Source organism: Levilactobacillus angrenensis (assembly GCF_003946085.1).
GTDB classification, from domain to species: domain Bacteria; phylum Bacillota; class Bacilli; order Lactobacillales; family Lactobacillaceae; genus Levilactobacillus; species Levilactobacillus angrenensis.
The window spans coordinates 131225-150243 of the sequence record NZ_RHOB01000003.1; the positions used below are offsets into that span (position 1 = coordinate 131225).

A 19019-nucleotide genomic window follows, 5' to 3' on the forward strand; every position below is an offset into this window, starting at 1 on the left:
TCCTAATTTTCTGACTCATAGTCTCTAACTCTTAGAGAGGCTAACTTTCTGGTTTATCCTTCGGTTGCGTCGGCTTCGTCGTTGACCGCTTGTTGGCTGGCCGGCGACTAGTCTTGCGACGACTGGTTGGTTTCTTGGCCGTTGGCTTAGGCTTGGTGGTTGCCGGCGTCGTCTTAGCCTTGACTGCCGGAACCTGCGTTGCCTTGGCTGCTGGCTGACTAGTCTTAGCAGCCTGAGTCGTCGTTGACTTAGCTGACTTGACTGGTTGCTTTGGCTTAGGCTGCGGCTTTGGTGTTGCCGGCTGGGTAAAGACATCCGTCTCGCCCAGTTCAGGAACGCCTTCAGCTGGATTAGCCAAGACATTCGTGCTGACCACGTTGACCCGACTATCCGCGACTCCGGCTTCGATCGCAGCTTCTACGGCAGCCACATCCCCCGTAACAGACACGGTAATGTAACCACCATAAGCATTTTCAATGTGCTTGATTGATACCGAGGCCGCCTTTAGCATATGGTCAGCCACAATAACCGCGTTAGAAAGACCAATCACCTCAACGTATCCAATTGATTCCACTTAGCTCACCTGCCCTTGTAACTTGAATGGCACACCTTTGACTAATCGCGCAGCGTTGGCACCGACGATTCTCGTTTCCCGCGCTGTGGTAATCGGTTCCGTAAAGAGGGGCGCCTCTGGTGCTAAATTCTTGTAGTGAACCACAATCTGTTGTTGGTCATACGCGACCCCAACAGACAATCTTGACGCAATTGCCGCATCGTAAGCCCGCTCAACCGCTGATTTAGCCGTCGAATCTGAACTGGATACCAACTGATATGGAATCTGTTCTTCTTCAATGCCTAACAACATTGGTTGTAAACGTGCCGGCAATGTTGATCCATCCTCTGGCAGCAACGCAATGAGAATAGAAGGACGATCCTTATCTATAGCCATTACTGTCGCCTACTTTCGTCAGCATAGGAAAGAATCAATCCAGTCGCAACGGCATTCCGTGGGCCTTCGATCCCCCGGATGTTCCCGCGACCAGCAACCAAGTTGTAGTGCGACAACTCGTCCGTGACCAAGCCTGGAATTTCAAAGTCCAGTGCTGAACCACCCACGATAACCACGAATGGAATATCACGGATGTTCCCCGTTGGACTCACGTGGTGCAATGCCCGTAAGGCGTTCGTCACGAAGACCCGCTTCTTAGCGGTCTGCCGAATCAACTTAATCTTTTCAATGCTCAAGTTACCAGGGACTGGTTCATACCCATCTGGTTTGAGGACTACTACACGTGCAAACAAGTTAGCGGGTAACGGCTTTTCGAAGAACTGGACAGAGCCATCCTCGTGCCGTAACTGAAATAGGTTCTCAACCTTAGCAAGAGGATACCGTTTGATATCCTCTGCTAAGTAAATGTCATCTAACCCTAATTCAGAGTTAATGATCATCGTCACCATATCACCAGCACCTGCTAGATGAATTGCAACTTTTTTATTCTGCTTATTGACAATGGAGGCATCTGTAGAACCAGCACCCAAGTCCAAAATGGCAATTGGCTTAGTGGTACCAGGCGTCGTTAAAGCACCTAAGATTGCTGATTCAGCTTCAGCACCACCAATTTCAACTGGAATGCCCAGCTCCTTTTCAATCAAGTCCGCGATTACCTGCATTTGCAAATGATCGGACTTAACCATGGCGGCGATACCAACGGCTTGTTCCATCGAGAATTCACCAGCCAAGCCCCCTCGTACCTTAACGGGCACGGAGGTATTGACGGCCAGCAAATCTTGAATCGCAATGTCGCGATTGGACTTCCCAGTGAGATCAGCCATCGTTTGGCGGACCTTTTCGAGCATCCCACCAACGTTGGTGCCTGATTCTCCAGTAATATCGTTGATCTGATCGAAGACGTTGATCTTATCCATGATGCTTTGCGCACCAGCAGCCACGTTAACTTGCTGATGACCCTTATTGCCTTCGATTATAATTGACCCAGCTGGAATCACACGGGCCTTAACATCTCCCTTAGGTGTCTTAATGACAACAGCAGAACGATTACCAATGAGTGCTCGAGAGACTGGCACAATGTTCTTCGTCTCGTCGGAACTCAAATTAAACAGTGTAGCAATCCCGTATGGGTTAGACAATTGTGAAATAACCTGACCTTGTGGGGCCACTTCAACAGCTGCTAGCATGTTGCGCGGTACTTTGTCGATCCGGGCAACCTCATCAACGATTGGAATCCTAGTGTTCAGTCGGTTATCAACTAACACACCATCATCACTTTGAAGAATGGCCGCCGTAATGTGATAACCACTAGCTGTATAAGCATTAATGAGTTGCGCCACATCCGCGAAATCCAGTTCTTTAGCAACAATGACAATGTAGGACTTTTGCTTATCAGTTTGTTCACGGAGATGAAGTAAGTCTACTGTATAGCCGGAGCCAGTCCCCACGCCACCCGGAGTTCCCGGGTTATGCCCAATCATCGTTGATTCGGTAATAACCGTTTCCGTAATGGTTTCCATGGCCACATCGCCAATTACCGGGGTAGCTTCGTTGATTCGAATCAAATCAACATCCTGCAAGTCAGTTTGCGTACTTTCAATTACGCGGTTGATGGCATCCTTAACACCAATCAAGTTTTTCTTGGTTCCTTTGATTCCGGTCGTTGCGGCAATCCCCGAACCCAAGAACTTAACATTTCCATCCGTTGATACATCTGCTAAAGCGACTTCAGTCGAGGAATTACCAATGTCTACACCAATCACACGTGTCATGCTAAAACCCCTAACTTATTTTAATTGTCGCCCTTCAGCTTCTTGTGCTTCTCGTAGTTGGTTGCAGCTTCCTTGAACCAGTTGGAACAGATTGGTGCGTGGTACTTGTTCTCCAGTTCATCCGCGATATCCAACAGATCCTGCTTGGAAGAACGGTATGGCCGCAAAGCCCCGTACATTTCCAGTAACCGATCATCAGGAACGACCGTTAATTCAGCGGCCCGTTGGAAGTTGTTTTGGATTTGTGAACGTCCAGCTTCAGAAGCAATCTTCCCTTGCATTCTCAATGTTGAAGGCGCAATCCGCAATTCCTTGGAATCCACCTTGCCATCAACGATGTCTTGGAAAGAAATTTCCTTCAACGGTTTGCCAGATGGTGACTTAACCAAGTCTGGGTGCTTCTTGAATAGTGGGAAGTCTTGCGCCGTCAGGTCTGGATCATCCTTGCCTGAGTCTGTAGATGGCGCTTGTGTCGCCGTCCCACCGTTGCCGTTTAATTCCGACATAATTTTGGCAACTAAATCGTCTACTTCACTACTCATCAATAATGCCTCCAATCACTTACTTGTTAATTAAAGTTTACGTCGATCTCTTCGGCAGGCTTACCAACAACAACCTGCTTCGTTTCTTTAATGTGCATTAAGGCTGCCAGCGCCTGGTACCGTGGCCGTGCCATTTGGTCGTTGACCGTTGGTACAGGACTTGGGGACATGCCCTTGGCGTATTGCGCCGCGTTCTTCCCGATGGCCCGGAACGTATCTAAGGTCAATACTGGTGCTTGTGGGAAGAGTTCCAAGTTATTCAGTGGATCTTGATCCTTTTGGTGAATAATGGTCGTCCCTTTAGATTGAACGGCAATCGCGATCCCAGAACCAGATAATTTATCCGCTTCAGCCGAGATGAAGGAAACATCTGACGTCCGGTAAACCTTAATGACCCGGGCTTTCAATCCTTCTTCTTCGATGCCGGCAATCAATTGCCGCAAGACATCCTTGTGTGATTGCTTGATAATCGTTTGTGTCATCACTGTGGCAAATGCTGGTCCCACCGCAATAACAACTTCATCCTTGGACCGTCCTGGTTTAGCAACACCAGTTGATTTGAACCAATCAACACTGTTCTCTTGACTTGGACCGTCCGTTGCAACTGCCCCGCCTTTAAACGAAATCGGGGTATCAGCGCTCTTCATTTCACCCAAAACATCACGAATGATATTCTTGAGTAACGTCTCATCAATTTCCTGACTCACTGAACTTACCTCCTTACCTGATGCTAGAAGTCAACTTTTTGTGGATCCAATGCCCATGGGATATTCTTGATCTTGTTCCATTGATCTTCATCTTCCCAGACACGGTAACCAGTTCCAGGACCCATGTAATCGTTGTTATCATTAACAGCGGAAATGCAATTCCAATCCTTGTCAAAGATAGCAGACGTCTGCAGGTAGTCCCCACAAATCTTTTGTTGGGCTAACTTGAAGACCGCTTGGGCAGTGTCGTCTAAGTCATGGTCATCCAAGGCCTTGATAATGTCAGATACCGTGACGCCACGATCCATCAAGTCTTGTGCAGCCTTGATATCCTGAGTCATATCACGCTTTGGCATATCATCTGAAGTACTACCATAAGTAGCCGCTTCGACTTCTTCATCGGTGATTTCTGGCAAACCTAAGCCATCAAAGACAGCTTGAATGGCCTTAGCAGCCTTATTCCGAATCTTGATTGATTGTTGTTCAGTGATTGGTAAAATCCCACCATTGACAGCCAAGTCACGTTCCATAGATTCGTAATCATCGTAATCCAAGACATCCATGTTAGATCCAGCGAAGGTGTTATCAGAGTTTTCCTCACCGGCATAACCGGAAGAAATGTAGTCAGTCCCAGCAATGAATTGACCCAACATCCGTTCAGTCCGACGAATATCGGAGTGAGAGAAGGTTTGGTCGTTACTGGAAGCACATTCAAGATCCATCATCATGCACATCAAGTTTTCACCAAGCACTTCACGTAACCCACTTGGTACCGCACTAGGAATACCGATACAACTAACACTACCATTTTGCAGGCCTTGAACACCTGACGCCTTGGTGATGTAAATGCAACGAGATTCCAGGTATAACATGGACTTGCCTTCCGTGTACCCCATAAGTACTTCAGAACCAGAACCGGAACTGAACCGCATCTTCAAACCACGTGAAGCGTAGCAAGATGCTAAGAATCCTTTAGACCATGGCGTATCATCACCATCGGTAAAGACTTTATCGGTCCCGTAAACGGAAATCGTTTCGGCATACGCAGTGAAGCCCCGCATCCCTAATCCTAATTCAACCGCTTCTTCAACGGAACATTGCGTGATAACCCCAGGACGACCGGCTTGTGCACCAACCATTAAGGAGATCGCGTTCAGTGGGGCATAACGGGCAACCGCCGTGGTGGTTTCAAGTTCTGGGAAGCCCCGCAAAGCAGCTTCGGCACCATCAGCAGCAATTTCTGCTGGGTTGTCCAACGTGTTGGTAATGTGAGCTTGCGTAAATGGTGTCCGCCGTGGCCGCATCTTTTGAACCGCCATGATCATTTCCGCAAAGTTTAATTGATTGATGACATCTGAAGCCTTGGCTGGCGTTAAGGCCGTCGTAACTTTGATGACTTCGGAACGAGAAACGTTTGGATCAATCAGCATCTTGGCAATGGACTTAGAAGACATCGCGTTCGCCTTTTCAGCGTTCTTGATGTTAATCCCATATTCCGCAATGTATTGATCAATCAAATCAAAGTCTTCGCGCTTCTTACCATCTAATTCAGTAATCACACCGTTTTCAACTTTGAGACTTGGGGCCGGGTCATTCTTGCTGTGCATCGCAACAAGACCTTCATCGTCCCATTCCTTAACAAATCCGTCCAAATGTACTGGACGCTTTTCAAGTTTTTCAAATCGTTTTTGCCGTTTCAATTAAAATCCTCCTCCCAACTACTTAATGTAAGATGGAAAATCGTTAACAGGCTTGTCGCCCAATTCGGATAACAGCTTCAACCCAACTTCACGGCCGGCCATAACAGCTTGCCGAACGGCACCGGATTCACCACTGATGTGAACCATACCTTCGTTTGAGAAGCTCGTTCCGTGCTTTGGCGATGCGAATGATAAGACATTGACTGATGCTGTTTTGACAGCGGTATCTGCCATAACGACACCAATACCAGCTGGCGCACCACAAATCAGGCCGTATGCTTTACCTTCAGGCGCACCGAAGGCAAAGTTGCAAGCACCTGATGCCCGAGCCGTGAACTGGAATTCCAAGTGTCCGGCAGCTGAGTTGTAAACGTCGCCGAACGTTCTGCTCAAATTATCCAAGGCCACGTTGATGGCTTGGCGAGCATCTGATGGATCTTCGCCACCCACGATGATCAAGGAACCGTGGCCAGCGCCACCCTTAGTATCCCGTGGTAATTCAATGTCTACGACTTCAGTATTCGTTTGCTTAACGGCTTCATCAATGGCCATGATATGTGGACCCGCACCTGAACGTGCACTCAAAATGCCTAAGACTGGGTATTTCTTGGATACGTGTAACTGGTCAAGCAATAGCGGATCAACACTTGGAATAACCATACCAATGGTGTCACCAATCTCCCGAGTGCCCACAAATTCAGGAACCACACTCGTTGAGTTTAAAAGGTCCTTGGTTTCCATTTTCTTTCCTCCCAACGAACTCATAGCTTCCTTAGGATCAATATTGATTCCACGTTTCAATAGTTCTTGGACAACTTTTTGAATCACATCTTTATTTTCTGTCATCTCTATCAACCACTAATCTTATTTGGCAGAGTCAGCTGCAGTTTTTGGCAAGAGCTTTTCGACATCCGTATGTGGACGAGGAATGACATAGTTAGAAACTACGTCGCCAATATTTTCTGCAGCGGAAACTCCAGCATCAACAGAAGCCTTAACCGCTCCAACATCACCACGAACCATCACCGTTACTAATCCATGACCAATCTTTTCTTGGCCAACCAAGGATACATTGGCCGCCTTGACCATGGCATCGGCCGCTTCGATTGAAGCCACTAAACCTTGTGTTTCAATCATTCCTAATGCTTCTTGTTCCATAAGGTGATACCTCCCAAAAATATAGAATCAAGCCACCTCAGCTTAACGGACGTGGCTTGTTGTCTTTGAAAACACTTTCATTATAAAGAAGTTCGAGTTTATTATTTTGAGGGATAAATCACAAGCAGAGCAAAAATTGAGACCTTAACCGCAATTTTTTCAAAAATGACAAGAATTGCGCAAAAATGTAAGCGCTCTCTTGATTTTTCTTGTCGACACCTTTAAAATTAACAATAAATGAGAATCTATTAACGGCATCTATATTTTTATTTGCTGACAGGAAGGAAAATCACTATGCCCATTAGTGTTCCCGACAAAATTGACTACACCGAGTTATCAGAATCAATCCAAGTGTTCTCGAAAATCAGTCAAATTGACACGTCATTTTATGATTTTAGTGACACTTTATTGAAAGATGGTAACATTTACCACGGTTTAAGTGACATTCAACACAATTTGGACCTAAAAGATTCTGCCACCATTACGCTTTTCCCCGTAATTGCGAAAGATAATATTATCGGTTTCGTTATTTGCGATGCGACCAGTGCTTCCCAGGAGCGCGTTAACCTGTCGAAGACTTATATTGAAAGCATTGCCAACAGTACGTTGGGGGAATTGATTAATGCCCACATTGAAATTTTGAACCCGTTGAGTGCCCAAAACATTTCACAAATGCGTCAATTCGCCATGTTGTTCAAACCAACCCTCGCCCGAATCACCCCGTCGGTGGCCATCAAACAGCCACAACGGTCCGCCGGCGGGCCCTCCAACATCGACAAGATTCTGACATATGTTCAAAATAACATTCGGACACCAATCTCACTGGAATCCTTGTCACAAAACGTTTTCCTCTCCCCCTCTTACCTAAGCCGTATCTTTAAAAAATATATGCACATCAATTTTATTGATTATGTGAATTACCAGAAGGTCGCACTGGCCTGTAAATACTTAATGACGACCCGCAACAAGGTCAGCGTGATCTCCCGGCAAGTAGGGTATTCACGCAATAGCTACTTCTCCAAGGCCTTCAAGAAAGCGACGGGCATGTCGCCGTTGGCCTACCGACGCAATCACTACGTCGTACAAAAAGTACATACTATCCCGCGAGACCTGAGCTGGCGAGAAGATGATACCATTTTCGATATTTCTCGGCGTTACTTTAAAAAAATAAAAGCCGACTTTGCTATCCAATCCGCTGACGGTGCTCCTTACGTCAACCAAATCGGTAATCTGACTGATTCTGGGTCACGCGGCTGGGTCTTTACCGTTGACTGCCAACAGTCTACCCATCCGGCCGATGCTGTCATTGACACCGATACTGCAGTGATTCAATGGCTCTACACCACCAGATTTTAAATCAATAAAAAATCCCATATCAGTGACGCATGCTCGTCAACTGGTATGGGATTTCGTTTGTGGTTGTTTCACGAAAAGCTGGTTCCTCTTTTCATTTAACGGATAGGACCGGTCACAGCGCTACTTTGATAGCTGCCGCGATAATACCGCCCAGTAATGGACCGCACATTGGTACCCAAGCATACCACCATTCACCACTACCGCCATTTGGTACTGGTAAAATCGTGTACGCCAACCGTGGACCCCAGTCACGAGCTGGGTTGATGGCGAACCCGGTGGTCGTCCCTAATCCAGTACCAATGACTAAGATCAAAGTCCCCACGATAAATGGCTTCAAGCCTTGGGTAAAGTCACCTAGGTTCAAGAGAATAAAGACAAACCCAAAGGTGGCTACGGTTTCAGAGATAAAGTTATAGAATGGTGATTTGATAGCTGGCCGCGTTGCAAAGATCCCCACGGTATTGCCTTCCGCTTCACCCTTGCTGGCTTTGAAGTGTGGTGCAAATTGCAGAATCACAATTGCTGCCCCTACGAATGCTCCAAGGAATTGGCCCAGTAAATATGGCAAAACCTGTGACCAAGGAAAAAGACCAAACAGGGCAAACGGAATCGTTACGGCTGGGTTCAAATGACCATCTGAACCTAGCGCACCGGCAACGTAGACCCCCATGGTAACCGCCAAACCCCAGGAAGTACATACGAACAGCCAACTGGATCCTTTTGCGTAAGACTTATTCAAGTTCAGCCCCGCACCAGTCCCAGCACCGAGGAGAATCAGGATCATGGTTCCAAAAAACTCGCCTATAAATCCATTCAAAATCGACACCCGCCTTTTCTAAGTATTACCAATTCTCATTGGTAATTTCATCTTAGCAAGAAATAACTGCAAAATTTTGTGCTGTTAACTTTTGAGCAAGAAGAAACGGCTAAAAAACACCATTTTTGTCAAATTTAAGAGTATCGCTTGAAAGTTAGTGTGCTTAACAAATTCTAGTGACCCGTAATTGCGGTCCGCCCACCGCGTTCCAACCCATAGTTGGCGGACGGTAGGTGGCCAGCTCAAACTACGAAGCTGTAAACGACTATTTTTTACGTCACGAGTCGCGTGGTGACAATACTTCTAGCTGATTTTCATCTTTCAACCTTCAGTTATCAGTTTCAAGCGGAACCGGCTGCCTTTTGGCGCACGTTTCGGCCATTTAAAGTTGGCATAAAAGGGGGTCTGGGATGTTTTGTCCCAGACCCCTGCTTTCTTCGCTTACAAATAACGGTAAATACTTTCGGGAATTCCTAGAGTTGTGGCTGTCCAATCCGCCTTTCCTTTCAAAGTTTCAGGCTGGCGGAACTTTTTCGGCCACGCAGGATCAACGATCATTTGCTGACCCACAGCGGCTAAGTCGGCGCCGAGATCAGCTACTCGGGCAACATCCGCATGCGTTCGGATTCCTCCGGCAATCATTAATGGGAGTTGTGGCGCGAACCGTTTCACCAATTCAGCCACTGGTCGTTGCGTTGCTAGCGTCACCGCGGGTTGGGCATAATCGCGTAACGACAAGCTTAGGTAGCTCAATGGCAGGTGCGATAATGCGCGGATTAACACGAGATTGTCCGCCAAGCTCAGGCCTCCCGCTTCAATTTCTTCGGGAGAGATGCGGTAGCCCACCACGAAGGGCCGCTGTGCTCGGGTAGCGACAGTTAACACCCGTTGTGCGACTCGCATTGGAAAATACATGCGATTGACCAAACTACCACCATAATCATCTTGACGCTGATTGGATAATGGCGACATAAATTGTTGAAGCAAAAAGCTATTGGCACCATGAATCTCGACACCATCAAACCCCGCCGCAATTGCCCGCTGAGTTGCCGCACCAAAGTCGGCAACGATTGTATCGATTTGGGCTGTGGTCAGGGCTTGGGGTTGGTCGACTTGGCCATGGGTCCCGCGAATTGCACTCGGACCAACGACTGGCGCACCATTCGTAGCAAAGTGATTCGTCATTCGTCCGGCATGAACCAACTGGACGACGGCTCGTGATCCTTGCTGATGAATGGCCGCAGCTAACTGCTTCAGTCCGGCAATCTGCTGATCATCCGCGATACTCATCGAACCAGTCACGGTGCTCCCCGCTGGCGCAACGTACAACGAGCCCACAATACTCAAACCGACTTGGCCTGTATGTTGCTGATAAAATGTGCAATCATTTTGACTCACAGCGCCATCAAACAACGAGGTCCGTAAATCTAACGGTGCCAGACAAAACCCATTGCGCAGGCGAAGCCCATTGGCAAACGTATACGGTCGCTCATACTGAAATTCACCCATGACATCCCTCAACCTTCCTAAAACTTAGTTATCAAACCGGTCAATAATTCCTACAATTGCGCAATCATTTACATCTCGAATACCGGGATCTTGATGAACCTGGCGAGCGCCCGCCCCTCGTACTAGCAAGACGTACTCCCCAATTCCCGCACCAATTGCGTCAGCAGCGACTTCCTCGTGCCGCACTGCTTCACCATTGGAATCAATGGGTTGAACAATCATTAATTTGCGCCCCACCAAAGAGGGATCCTTTGCTGTAGCCACTACGCTACCCACTACTTTTGCCATATACACAAGTCATCAATCCTCACTTATTTTTGCTATCAACAGTCACGATTCCCTATTATACCGCAGTGTAAACCGTTTTCAGAATCTAGCGCTCATTGAAACCAATCTCATTAATTAGTATTTTTTTGCCAGCAACTGCAAGAAAATACCAGTGCTATTTTGTTGAATCTTGAAATAATGCTACTTTTTCGTTACAATTTGGTTAGATGTTAACGGATACATCATTGAGTCAATGGGGACTCATCCACTTTTTCGAGGAGGGTCTTTTATGTCTAGTTTTTCACCAACTCAAGAAAATTACCATGACTTGGCGCAAGCTCTAGCCAAGTTCACCAGTCTTACCCAAATTAAAACTTTGTGCTATGGCTTCAATGGAATTTTACTTAAGAACAACCTGGTTTTTCTAAACGACTCCGCCATCCAAAGTAACTTGGCCAACGAGGACCTAACTAGCTTCGCGCTATTCCCCATCAGTTGGGGAAATCAACTCTGGGGATTGATGCTGTGTGACGCGAATAGTGTGTCGCAAAAGCGTTTGGAATTGGCTCGAACCTACCTCACGGATGTGCTTCATCAGACTTTCCCCCAGGCGGACGTGCCTATTCAGGTCTGGGAACCACTCAAGCCTAATCAAATCAAGCAATTGAACTACTTCAACAGCCTGATGTTCCCCCACAATGGCCCATCAGAGTCCTTAGCAACCGATGACCTGGCAACTACCATGATCAACGGCCAACCAATCAGCAGTGATGATGCTTACCAAAGTATCAAACTAGCCGTCGCCTACATTCGTCAACACGTGCAACAATCATTGTCTCTACATGAGGTGGCAGAGGCAGCTTACCTGTCGCCCTCTTATTTGAGCCGGCTATTCAAAAAGTACCTACATGTCAGTTTTGTTGAATACGTTAACAACCAAAAGATTGCGTTAGCGCAGGAGCGGCTAGCCCTTACTTTTATCCCCATCAACCAAATCTCAACACAATTGGGATTCGCTCAAACTAGTTACTTCACGAAAATATTCAAACGAAAAACGCATTTGACCCCATCAGAATTCCGGCAGCATAACCACGCCATTCAAAAGGTCTACACGATTCCTCGAGATCTTGACTGGCAGGCCACCGACTCCGTCTATGACGTGACGCGGGCCTACTTCAAGCACCGAGGAATCACGTACCGTTCAGACACTGACGACGGCACGACCTACGTCACTCAGATTGGTGACCTAACCGATTCGGCTGGTACCCGTGGCTGGGTATTCACCGTCGATGGCCAACAACTTTTACAATCTGTTGATGAGGTCCGGGTGCAAGATAAGTCAGTGGTTCAATGGGTCTACATGAACTATGCGCACTAGGCCAAAAGGTCCCGCCAATAATTTGGCCGGGACCTTTTGTTTACGTCAGATAAATCTCCCGTAACCGTTGAATCTCACCATCCGTTAAGCCAATCACATCATGCAGGTACGCTGACATACCGCCAGCCGTCTGCACAATCTGGGTTAGCGCTTGGTACAGGTAATCTTCGGTGACAATGGACAAGTCATGGATTGACTGCAGAAAGTTGGCATTCATATCTGCCCGTTTAGCTGCCTGAATTCTGGCTGCCACTCGCGCTTGTGACAAATCATTGGTCAGTAGATAATCCGCCAAAATTTGTTCTGGCGTCACGCCTAACGCTGAGAGTAGTAGGACTGCCCCGAAGCCAGTACGATCCTTACCAGCTGAACAATGAAACAAAATGCCTTCCTGCTCACCTTGCGCCAATAAGTACTGGAAAAATTGTCGGTAAGCCTGTTGTGGTTGAGCCATGGTTGCTAACCGTCGATAAACATGGCGCATTTGTTGGTAACCACCCTGAGCATTACGGGCGTACTGTTGTTGAAGAGTAACCGCCGTCCCCGTACTTTCCGTTTCGTCATCATCAAACACAGGTAGATGCTTGAAGCAAATCCCATTGGGTAACCGGTCCGGAAATTGTGCCAATTCCGCTGTTGAGCGAAAATCAATGTCCACGGTCACGCCTTGATTCAAGAGTAACTGCTGATCTGCAAGGGTCAATGCTGAGAGATGACCGGCTCGGAATAGCTTTTGCCATTTCACGGTACGGCCATCCGCGGTCGTGTAACCACCTAAGTCGCGAAAATTCATACCACCCGTGACGGGAATCACGCGTTGCCGTGCCATCTCTTTCCCTCCTTCACAACAGTCCCACTATGCTTCCGTGATTTCCAGATAATCTGTAATAGCCGTCATCCCCGTATTAGTCTTCGCCGACACACAGAATATCTGGCTGGCACCCGCCGCCTTCAACTGATCGACTGCCCAGTCAATATCTGCTGGATCTTCAGCCAGGTCAATCTTGGTCACAATACCAATCTTATCTTTGGGAAACATGCTCCCAAATCCCGGCGAAAATGTCTGCCGGTGATCTGTCACACTCTGGACGAGAACAATGACATCCGCATCTACAGCCGTCACGGTCAGTGCACTGTAATATTCCCGGTGCTCCATGAATTCTCCTGGCGTATCAATCATGCGATTATGCTTATAGAACTCAACTACCTGTGTTTTCTTGTAAGCGATGGCTTGTCCCAACAGTCGTTGACAAAGAGTGGTCTTCCCACAAGCGACAGCGCCAATAAATATCGGTTTCTTCATCTTGATTCCACTCCTTTCCAGCTTGCTAGTCGTGATCATACATCGCAATACCTAGTGGCGTGACATATTGTGGAAACGCCGGTTTGTAGGCTGGCAACTTCAGCGTTTTGCTGAAAGCTTTGACAAAGTCCTTGAAATTAATTGCCCCACCAACCACAATCACAGGTTCCTTAACAGGTGTTGTCCCCGTGTCGCGAGCGATTGTTGCCATCTTATCCACAACTGGTCGAATGATTGAAAACACTTCACTTTCCCGCTGTGGATCTCGTTTGATCAACTCAGCCTCGTCCGCCGGAATATGATGATAACCAGCTAAAACCAACGTCATGTGAAAACCACCAGTAGCTTCATCCAACACTTCCACCAACTTACCACGGTTAAAGATACTGATACCAGTGGTTCCCCCACCAATATCGACCACCGTCCCCGTCTTCATCTGCAGAAATGAGGCAGCTGCCGTGGGCTCATCAACCACGTGACGACATTCCAATTCAGCAGCTTCAATCACATTGCTGACGATTTTGGAAGCACTCTCACCAGTTCCTGGTGGGATTGCCCCACAAGCAGTCGTTAGCATCGTGCCGAGTGCTGCTTCAGCCTTAGCTTTCAACCGTTTCAAAATCTGTACGGACTCCATGAAGTTCACTACGATGCCGTCTCGAACCGCGTGATCATATTCAAACGCGCCGTACAAGGGCTGATTGTCTTCATCCAGGACCGTCAATACAATCGATGACGTCCCGAGATCAACACCAACTCGTAACCGTTCTTGCGGTTCTACTGGGCGAGTTGGGTGATCAGTGTTCACGACCTCGGCAAATTGTTGTAGCTGTTGATTGACCACGGCCAAATCTAATGCTTGTTTTGTCACCATATTCTCTCCTCGACTTTATCGTAAGTTTTTCGCTATCATGGATACATCCAGCAAGTCTCCTCATCAAGTACGAGTGATCTTGCAGACTGAGAAGTCCAAGATTGTCTTCAACTGACCGACCACTTGTTCCAAGGAAGCCTCAACCTCTGACACTTCCCCACACAGTACGACCGATCCACTAAATCGATCGATGAAACCGAGATCAACGCTCCCAGACTTGGTCGCAATATCACTGGCAATAATCGACGCCTCGCTGGGCGTAATCGTTAGGATACCCAAGGCTGAGTTGTTGTCGTCTAACCCCAACTTTTTAAAAACATCCTTGTCAGGATTGGCGATAACGTGGGCCAAGGTAATCTGCTTGCCAGGCACGTATTCTTGAATCATCCGTTCTGGTTCTGTCCGGTGTTCACTGGTGTTCGTCAGACTCATGGCATTAGCCTCCTTTCTATTAAGTTACGACCTAAGCTTGATTTTCCCAATCGGCCGGATAAGTAATGTAGATGAAGCGGGCGGCATCAGGTACGGAGAACTTGATCTTACTTCCTTTAGGAATCAGAATGATTTGGCCAGCATTAGCTGTTGCCGTCCCATTCTTACCGATAACACTCAGGGTACCATCAATAACGTAATCCACTTCGTCATAGTTCAAGGTCCAGTCAAACGTACTATTCTTCATGACCATCAAACCAGCCCCTAACCGTGGGCTTTCCTTCAAATCAAAGAAGTCCTTGGTATAAACTTGATCCGTGGGGTTTCCCGTGTCCATTCGATCATCCTCGGAAACATCCCAAGCTGGTAAATCAATTGCAACTAACCCATCCGGAGTAATCGTCTTTTTAACACTCAGCTTTTCCGTCACAATTTTCCGAACGATTTCTTCAATCTGTGCGCGATCAATGTTCATTTACTGCCACGTTCCCTTCTTCTAGTTTTTCTTCAGTCTTCTTTTGCTTTCCCAAAACCCGGTTAGCCATGAACATCGCCACAAAGATAGCGGTAATCCCGGCAACTAATTTGCTGACAATCATTGGGAAAATCATTTCCTTCGCCACTCCGGCCGTAAAGCCCAAATGGTCTCCGAAGACAAAGGCTGCGGATACCGCGAAGGCCACGTTAATGATCTTGCCCCGGTCGTCCATGTCCTTCATCATTTCGAACATTGGAATATTATTGGCAAGCGTTGCTACTAATCCAGCAGCAGCCGTCTCGTTCATGCCCATTGCTTGTCCTAACTTCATCAGTGGCTTGCGGAAGACCTTTGTAATCACGTAAACCAGGGTGAAGGCACCAGCCAGTGTCATGGCGATACTACCAACGACTTGGATACCACCACGAACGTTAGCGATACCCGGAATCAAGGTCACACCAACCATCGATTGAATCGCCCCGAGTGCTAACCCAAAGGTTCCAATGATAATAATGGCTTGACCGAACACAGAGAACCCTTTAATCATTCCTTCAGGCTTGAACCAAAGCCCCAAAGCAATTAAAACGGCAAATAAGATAATTGGCACGATGTTCTTCAAGACGGAAACGATTGGCATCCCCATCATTAATCCACCAACAAAACAGCCGATTGGAATCGTTACCATTCCTGAAAGTACCCCGGTGGCTAAGAAACGGTGATCTTTCTTGTCGATAATTCCTAAGGCTACTGGAATGGAGAACACGATAGTTGGCCCCATCATTGAGCCAAGAATGACCCCAGCAAATAACCCTGCTTGAGGATCCAGCGCCATTTGCTTAGCTAACTGGAAACCACCCATATCAATTGCAATCAAGCTCGTAGCAAACATGGATGGATCGGCACCTAAGGCCCGATACAATGGCACAATCACTGGCGATAAAATCTTTGCCAAGATGGGGGCCAGAATGATAATCCCGACCATGGACATGGCCAAGGATCCCATGGCCATAATCCCCTCTTCAAATTTGGCACCTAAACCAAACTTATTGCCAATCATCTTATCCAGTGCCCCTAAAGCCATAAAGAACACCATAATATACATAATAATTTCATTAATTCCCATAACTGAACTGCCTCCCTTCTAAATGAAAAACGTTACTGTTCATCAATCGAATCAATAATACCGACAATGGTGGCGTCGATTGGAACTGGTGTACCCTGATCTACGACCCGAGCACCTGACCCCTCAACCACCAAAACTTGTTCACCAAAACCAGCACCGACCATGTCACGCGCGACAATTTGCCGAGTCTGCCAAGGCTGGTTATCAGTTCGCTTATCAGTAACATTGACTAGTAAAAACCGAGCTCCCGAAAGTGACTCGACTTTCTTGGTTGACCATAAATTACCAACTACTTCACCGACGACCATCTCGTCAGCCTCCCTTCAACTTGTCTAACTAGCGTTGATGTCGTTGTGCCCATTCTGCAGCTTCATCGGTCAGCACTTCGTTAGGCGCAAGCTGACGGTTGCCGGCTTGCCACCGCTTTTCTAAAGCTAATCGACTCACAAACTGCCGCTTAGGCGCGGTTTTTACCTGGCGCCGTTTGAGCGAGGCCAGTTGTTGTTCAAAGCCTTGATCCTCACTAATAAAGTGAATATCCAGTGTTTCCAATGCCTGCAAAGCTGCTTGCAGCTGTCGCCAAACACCGTACCTTGTCCGTTGACGATACGTTGCCAGCTTCGGCGCTTTGTCAAAGATCCAAACTGGCTTTCCTGCTAGCAAGAAGTCAATAACTGTCGCCGTGACTTCGTCAATTGACGTTAACTTGACGACTGCCAACAGCTGCGGTAAAGTCATCTGACTAAGACAAAGCAGGATAGCATCGCTATCCTGCTTTGTCTCAAACTTGAAATGAAAGTCAGCTGAAAGTCTGTGCACATAAGCTGCAGGATACGCTTCAATTTTCTCTGGAAAGAGAATGTCACTTTGGGTTGCTTCTCCAAGCTGTGCGACGACTCGATTAGTAATCGCTTGAATCAGCTTTTCTAAATCAGCAGACTGCATATCTAAAACCTACTTTTTATAGATTGTTCCCCGCATGCCCTTCGTGAGTCCACAAGCATTTGCTTCGTCAAAGTCGACGTGCATCCGAGTCGCAAATCGATCACTTACGCGAATGACAACATTACCAAAGATCAAGCCCCGGTCGCCGGTCATTTTAACGTCGACGACATCACCATTCTTAACACCATATAATTTGGCATCGCTGGGCGTCATGTGTACGTGACGCTGGGCAACGATGACACCAGATTCAATGCCGACAGACTTGCCGGACGCACTGACTAGCGTTACCCCTGGCGTTTGGTCCAAATGACCACTCTCACGCAACGGTGGCGTCACGCCTAAGGTTCTCGCATCTGTCAGTGACAATTCAACCTGCGATTGCTTCCGAGCGGGTCCTAATACGGCAACGTTTGCAATTTTGCCGTTAGGTCCGACCAGCGTCAATCGTTCTTCAGAAACGAATTGTCCTGGTTGTGACAAGGGACGCTTGGGTGTTAACTGGTGTCCCGCACCAAATAATGCATCAATGGTGGGCTGATCAAGATGGATGTGCCGTGCCGAAGCCTCAATTTCAAATGAAGTCTTCTTCCGCAGTTCCGCAACGATTGCTTCAACAATATCGTTTAAGTTATCCGTCTTCATCACCTACTCTCTAAAATTGTCTGTGTCCAAGTCTGAATCATGTTTTGCCACTGCACGATTGCTTGGCAATAATTAGCCTGTTGGAGCTCTGGTTGCATGCGGACGTAATCCGCTAAATCAATGGCAACCTCACCAATACTGCTTTGCAATTGCTGGACCCCCAGCATATTGGTCTGACCGAGCTTTAACGCTGTCAGCTGTAACTTATCTGTTGGGCAATCCGCATTGGTCAAAATCTGATCAAATGTCTTTGTCAGTAAGGAGTTGACGAACTCGACTAACTCGGTCACAATTTCCTGGTCAATCTCCTCTGATTGTTCACTTAGCAAAGTCAACAGCAATAGGAATTGCTTGCGCAACGTAGATTGTAAGCGAATAAGCGGCGTACCAAAACGGGAAAGCTGATTAAAGTCAACCGTCGGAATCGTTAGCGACACAGTGCCGAGCCATTGATTAGGTTTTACCGCTTCTTTGGCTTGAACCGCAACCGATGTTGCATTCGTTTGATTGATTTTAATCTGGTGCTCGCCCAAAAAGCTCCGAGCAGCTGGGGTCAAAATAGTACCTCTTGGTAACGTTAATTGATCTTGGTTAGATAACTTGTTTTGACGCATCAGCTGTCGCACCGAATTTTCAGTTAGTAATTTGTCCAAGAGGCACCTCCTTTCACGAGTCTAGTAAAGACCATCCATGATTAGTCTTCGTCGAGGTTAGCGTTGTCGCCTAACATGTGAGGCAAGATAGCATCGACTTCGTTGTGTGGACGAGGGATGACGTGAACAGAAATTAATTCGCCAACCTTTTCACTAGCAGCAGCACCGGCATCGGTAGCGGCCTTAACGGCACCAACGTCACCGCGAACCATAACAGTTACTAACCCGGCACCAATTTGTTCCTTACCGATTAAAGTAACGTTAGCAGCCTTGACCATGGCATCGGCAGCTTCAATTGCACCAACTAAACCTTTTGTTTCGATCATACCTAAAGCGTTTGTGTTTGACATAATA

At 47.3% G+C, this 19019-nt stretch carries 24 protein-coding genes; 2 read left to right on the forward strand and 22 right to left on the reverse strand.

The window, feature by feature from the left end:
- Window positions 1-40 precede the first annotated feature (40 nt).
- Genes EKM83_RS02525 through EKM83_RS02560 form a run of 8 tightly spaced genes read right to left on the reverse strand, consistent with a single transcriptional unit; the run spans window position 41 to window position 6888 of the window.
- Window positions 41-574 (reverse strand): BMC domain-containing protein, encoded by a 534-nt coding sequence (locus tag EKM83_RS02525; RefSeq protein ID WP_125575070.1) that lies wholly within the window; start codon window positions 572-574, stop codon window positions 41-43.
- Window positions 575-949, reverse strand: a complete 375-nt coding sequence (locus EKM83_RS02530) for a glycerol dehydratase reactivase beta/small subunit family protein (RefSeq protein ID WP_125575071.1) — start codon at window positions 947-949, stop codon at window positions 575-577.
- Window positions 949-2781, reverse strand: a complete 1833-nt coding sequence (locus EKM83_RS02535; protein ID WP_125575072.1) for a diol dehydratase reactivase subunit alpha — start codon at window positions 2779-2781, stop codon at window positions 949-951. The genes EKM83_RS02530 and EKM83_RS02535 overlap by 1 nt, the downstream gene beginning before the upstream one ends.
- 20 nt (window positions 2782-2801) lie before the next feature.
- On the reverse strand, window positions 2802-3323 hold the full coding sequence (locus EKM83_RS02540) for a diol dehydratase small subunit (protein WP_125575073.1): 522 nt from the start codon (window positions 3321-3323) through the stop codon (window positions 2802-2804).
- A gap of 26 nt (window positions 3324-3349) precedes the next feature.
- On the reverse strand, window positions 3350-4030 hold the full coding sequence (locus EKM83_RS02545) for a propanediol/glycerol family dehydratase medium subunit (protein WP_125575074.1): 681 nt from the start codon (window positions 4028-4030) through the stop codon (window positions 3350-3352).
- Window positions 4031-4053: 23 nt separating this feature from the next.
- A complete protein-coding gene (locus tag EKM83_RS02550) occupies window positions 4054-5730 on the reverse strand; it encodes a propanediol/glycerol family dehydratase large subunit (RefSeq protein WP_125575075.1) in 1677 nt (558 codons plus the stop codon).
- 18 nt (window positions 5731-5748) lie between these two features.
- The gene (gene pduB, locus EKM83_RS02555; RefSeq protein WP_125575076.1) at window positions 5749-6576 is read right to left on the reverse strand and encodes a propanediol utilization microcompartment protein PduB; all 828 of its coding nucleotides are present in this window, start codon (window positions 6574-6576) and stop codon (window positions 5749-5751) included.
- Between the two features lie 18 nt (window positions 6577-6594).
- The gene (locus EKM83_RS02560; RefSeq protein WP_125575077.1) at window positions 6595-6888 is read right to left on the reverse strand and encodes a BMC domain-containing protein; all 294 of its coding nucleotides are present in this window, start codon (window positions 6886-6888) and stop codon (window positions 6595-6597) included.
- Window positions 6889-7182: 294 nt separating this feature from the next.
- Here EKM83_RS02560 and EKM83_RS02565 point away from each other — a divergent pair, with 294 nt between their 5' ends.
- Window positions 7183-8244, forward strand: coding sequence for a helix-turn-helix domain-containing protein (locus tag EKM83_RS02565; RefSeq protein WP_125575078.1), 1062 nt, complete (start codon window positions 7183-7185; stop codon window positions 8242-8244).
- 112 nt (window positions 8245-8356) lie between these two features.
- On the opposite strand, the gene EKM83_RS02570 is transcribed toward EKM83_RS02565, so the two are convergent.
- The 3 genes from EKM83_RS02570 to EKM83_RS02580 all read right to left on the reverse strand — a co-directional run bounded on the left by EKM83_RS02570 (window position 8357) and on the right by EKM83_RS02580 (window position 10858).
- Window positions 8357-9061, reverse strand: a complete 705-nt coding sequence (locus tag EKM83_RS02570; RefSeq protein WP_125575079.1) for an MIP/aquaporin family protein — start codon at window positions 9059-9061, stop codon at window positions 8357-8359.
- Window positions 9062-9502: 441 nt separating this feature from the next.
- Window positions 9503-10570: an oxidoreductase gene (locus EKM83_RS02575; RefSeq protein WP_125575080.1), complete on the reverse strand. Its 1068-nt coding sequence runs from the start codon at window positions 10568-10570 to the stop codon at window positions 9503-9505.
- 24 nt (window positions 10571-10594) lie between these two features.
- Window positions 10595-10858, reverse strand: a complete 264-nt coding sequence (locus tag EKM83_RS02580; protein WP_191987393.1) for a EutN/CcmL family microcompartment protein — start codon at window positions 10856-10858, stop codon at window positions 10595-10597.
- A gap of 268 nt (window positions 10859-11126) precedes the next feature.
- Here EKM83_RS02580 and EKM83_RS02585 point away from each other — a divergent pair, with 268 nt between their 5' ends.
- Window positions 11127-12215: a helix-turn-helix domain-containing protein gene (locus EKM83_RS02585; protein ID WP_125575082.1), complete on the forward strand. Its 1089-nt coding sequence runs from the start codon at window positions 11127-11129 to the stop codon at window positions 12213-12215.
- A gap of 40 nt (window positions 12216-12255) precedes the next feature.
- Here the strand turns inward: EKM83_RS02585 and EKM83_RS02590 are convergent, their stop codons facing one another.
- The 11 genes from EKM83_RS02590 to EKM83_RS02640 all read right to left on the reverse strand — a co-directional run bounded on the left by EKM83_RS02590 (window position 12256) and on the right by EKM83_RS02640 (window position 19015).
- Window positions 12256-13044: a tyrosine-protein phosphatase gene (locus tag EKM83_RS02590; protein ID WP_125575083.1), complete on the reverse strand. Its 789-nt coding sequence runs from the start codon at window positions 13042-13044 to the stop codon at window positions 12256-12258.
- A gap of 27 nt (window positions 13045-13071) precedes the next feature.
- On the reverse strand, window positions 13072-13518 hold the full coding sequence (locus EKM83_RS02595) for a EutP/PduV family microcompartment system protein (RefSeq protein WP_125575084.1): 447 nt from the start codon (window positions 13516-13518) through the stop codon (window positions 13072-13074).
- Window positions 13519-13543: 25 nt separating this feature from the next.
- On the reverse strand, window positions 13544-14392 hold the full coding sequence (gene eutJ / locus EKM83_RS02600) for an ethanolamine utilization protein EutJ (protein ID WP_125575085.1): 849 nt from the start codon (window positions 14390-14392) through the stop codon (window positions 13544-13546).
- Window positions 14393-14455: 63 nt separating this feature from the next.
- Window positions 14456-14779: a BMC domain-containing protein gene (locus EKM83_RS02605; RefSeq protein WP_318531772.1), complete on the reverse strand. Its 324-nt coding sequence runs from the start codon at window positions 14777-14779 to the stop codon at window positions 14456-14458.
- 76 nt (window positions 14780-14855) lie between these two features.
- Window positions 14856-15299 (reverse strand): cupin domain-containing protein, encoded by a 444-nt coding sequence (locus EKM83_RS02610; RefSeq protein ID WP_125575087.1) that lies wholly within the window; start codon window positions 15297-15299, stop codon window positions 14856-14858.
- Window positions 15289-16425: an ethanolamine utilization protein EutH gene (gene eutH, locus EKM83_RS02615; RefSeq protein WP_125575088.1), complete on the reverse strand. Its 1137-nt coding sequence runs from the start codon at window positions 16423-16425 to the stop codon at window positions 15289-15291. Before eutH ends, EKM83_RS02610 begins: the two co-directional genes overlap by 11 nt.
- Window positions 16426-16457: 32 nt before the next feature.
- Window positions 16458-16733: a EutN/CcmL family microcompartment protein gene (locus EKM83_RS02620; protein ID WP_125575089.1), complete on the reverse strand. Its 276-nt coding sequence runs from the start codon at window positions 16731-16733 to the stop codon at window positions 16458-16460.
- Window positions 16734-16761: 28 nt separating this feature from the next.
- Window positions 16762-17370: a hypothetical protein gene (locus EKM83_RS02625; protein WP_125575090.1), complete on the reverse strand. Its 609-nt coding sequence runs from the start codon at window positions 17368-17370 to the stop codon at window positions 16762-16764.
- Window positions 17371-17379: 9 nt separating this feature from the next.
- A complete protein-coding gene (pduL, locus tag EKM83_RS02630; RefSeq protein ID WP_191987394.1) occupies window positions 17380-18015 on the reverse strand; it encodes a phosphate propanoyltransferase in 636 nt (211 codons plus the stop codon).
- The gene (locus EKM83_RS02635; protein WP_125575092.1) at window positions 18012-18665 is read right to left on the reverse strand and encodes a hypothetical protein; all 654 of its coding nucleotides are present in this window, start codon (window positions 18663-18665) and stop codon (window positions 18012-18014) included. Before EKM83_RS02635 ends, pduL begins: the two co-directional genes overlap by 4 nt.
- Window positions 18666-18706: 41 nt before the next feature.
- A complete protein-coding gene (locus EKM83_RS02640) occupies window positions 18707-19015 on the reverse strand; it encodes a BMC domain-containing protein (RefSeq protein ID WP_125575093.1) in 309 nt (102 codons plus the stop codon).
- Window positions 19016-19019 lie beyond the last annotated feature (4 nt).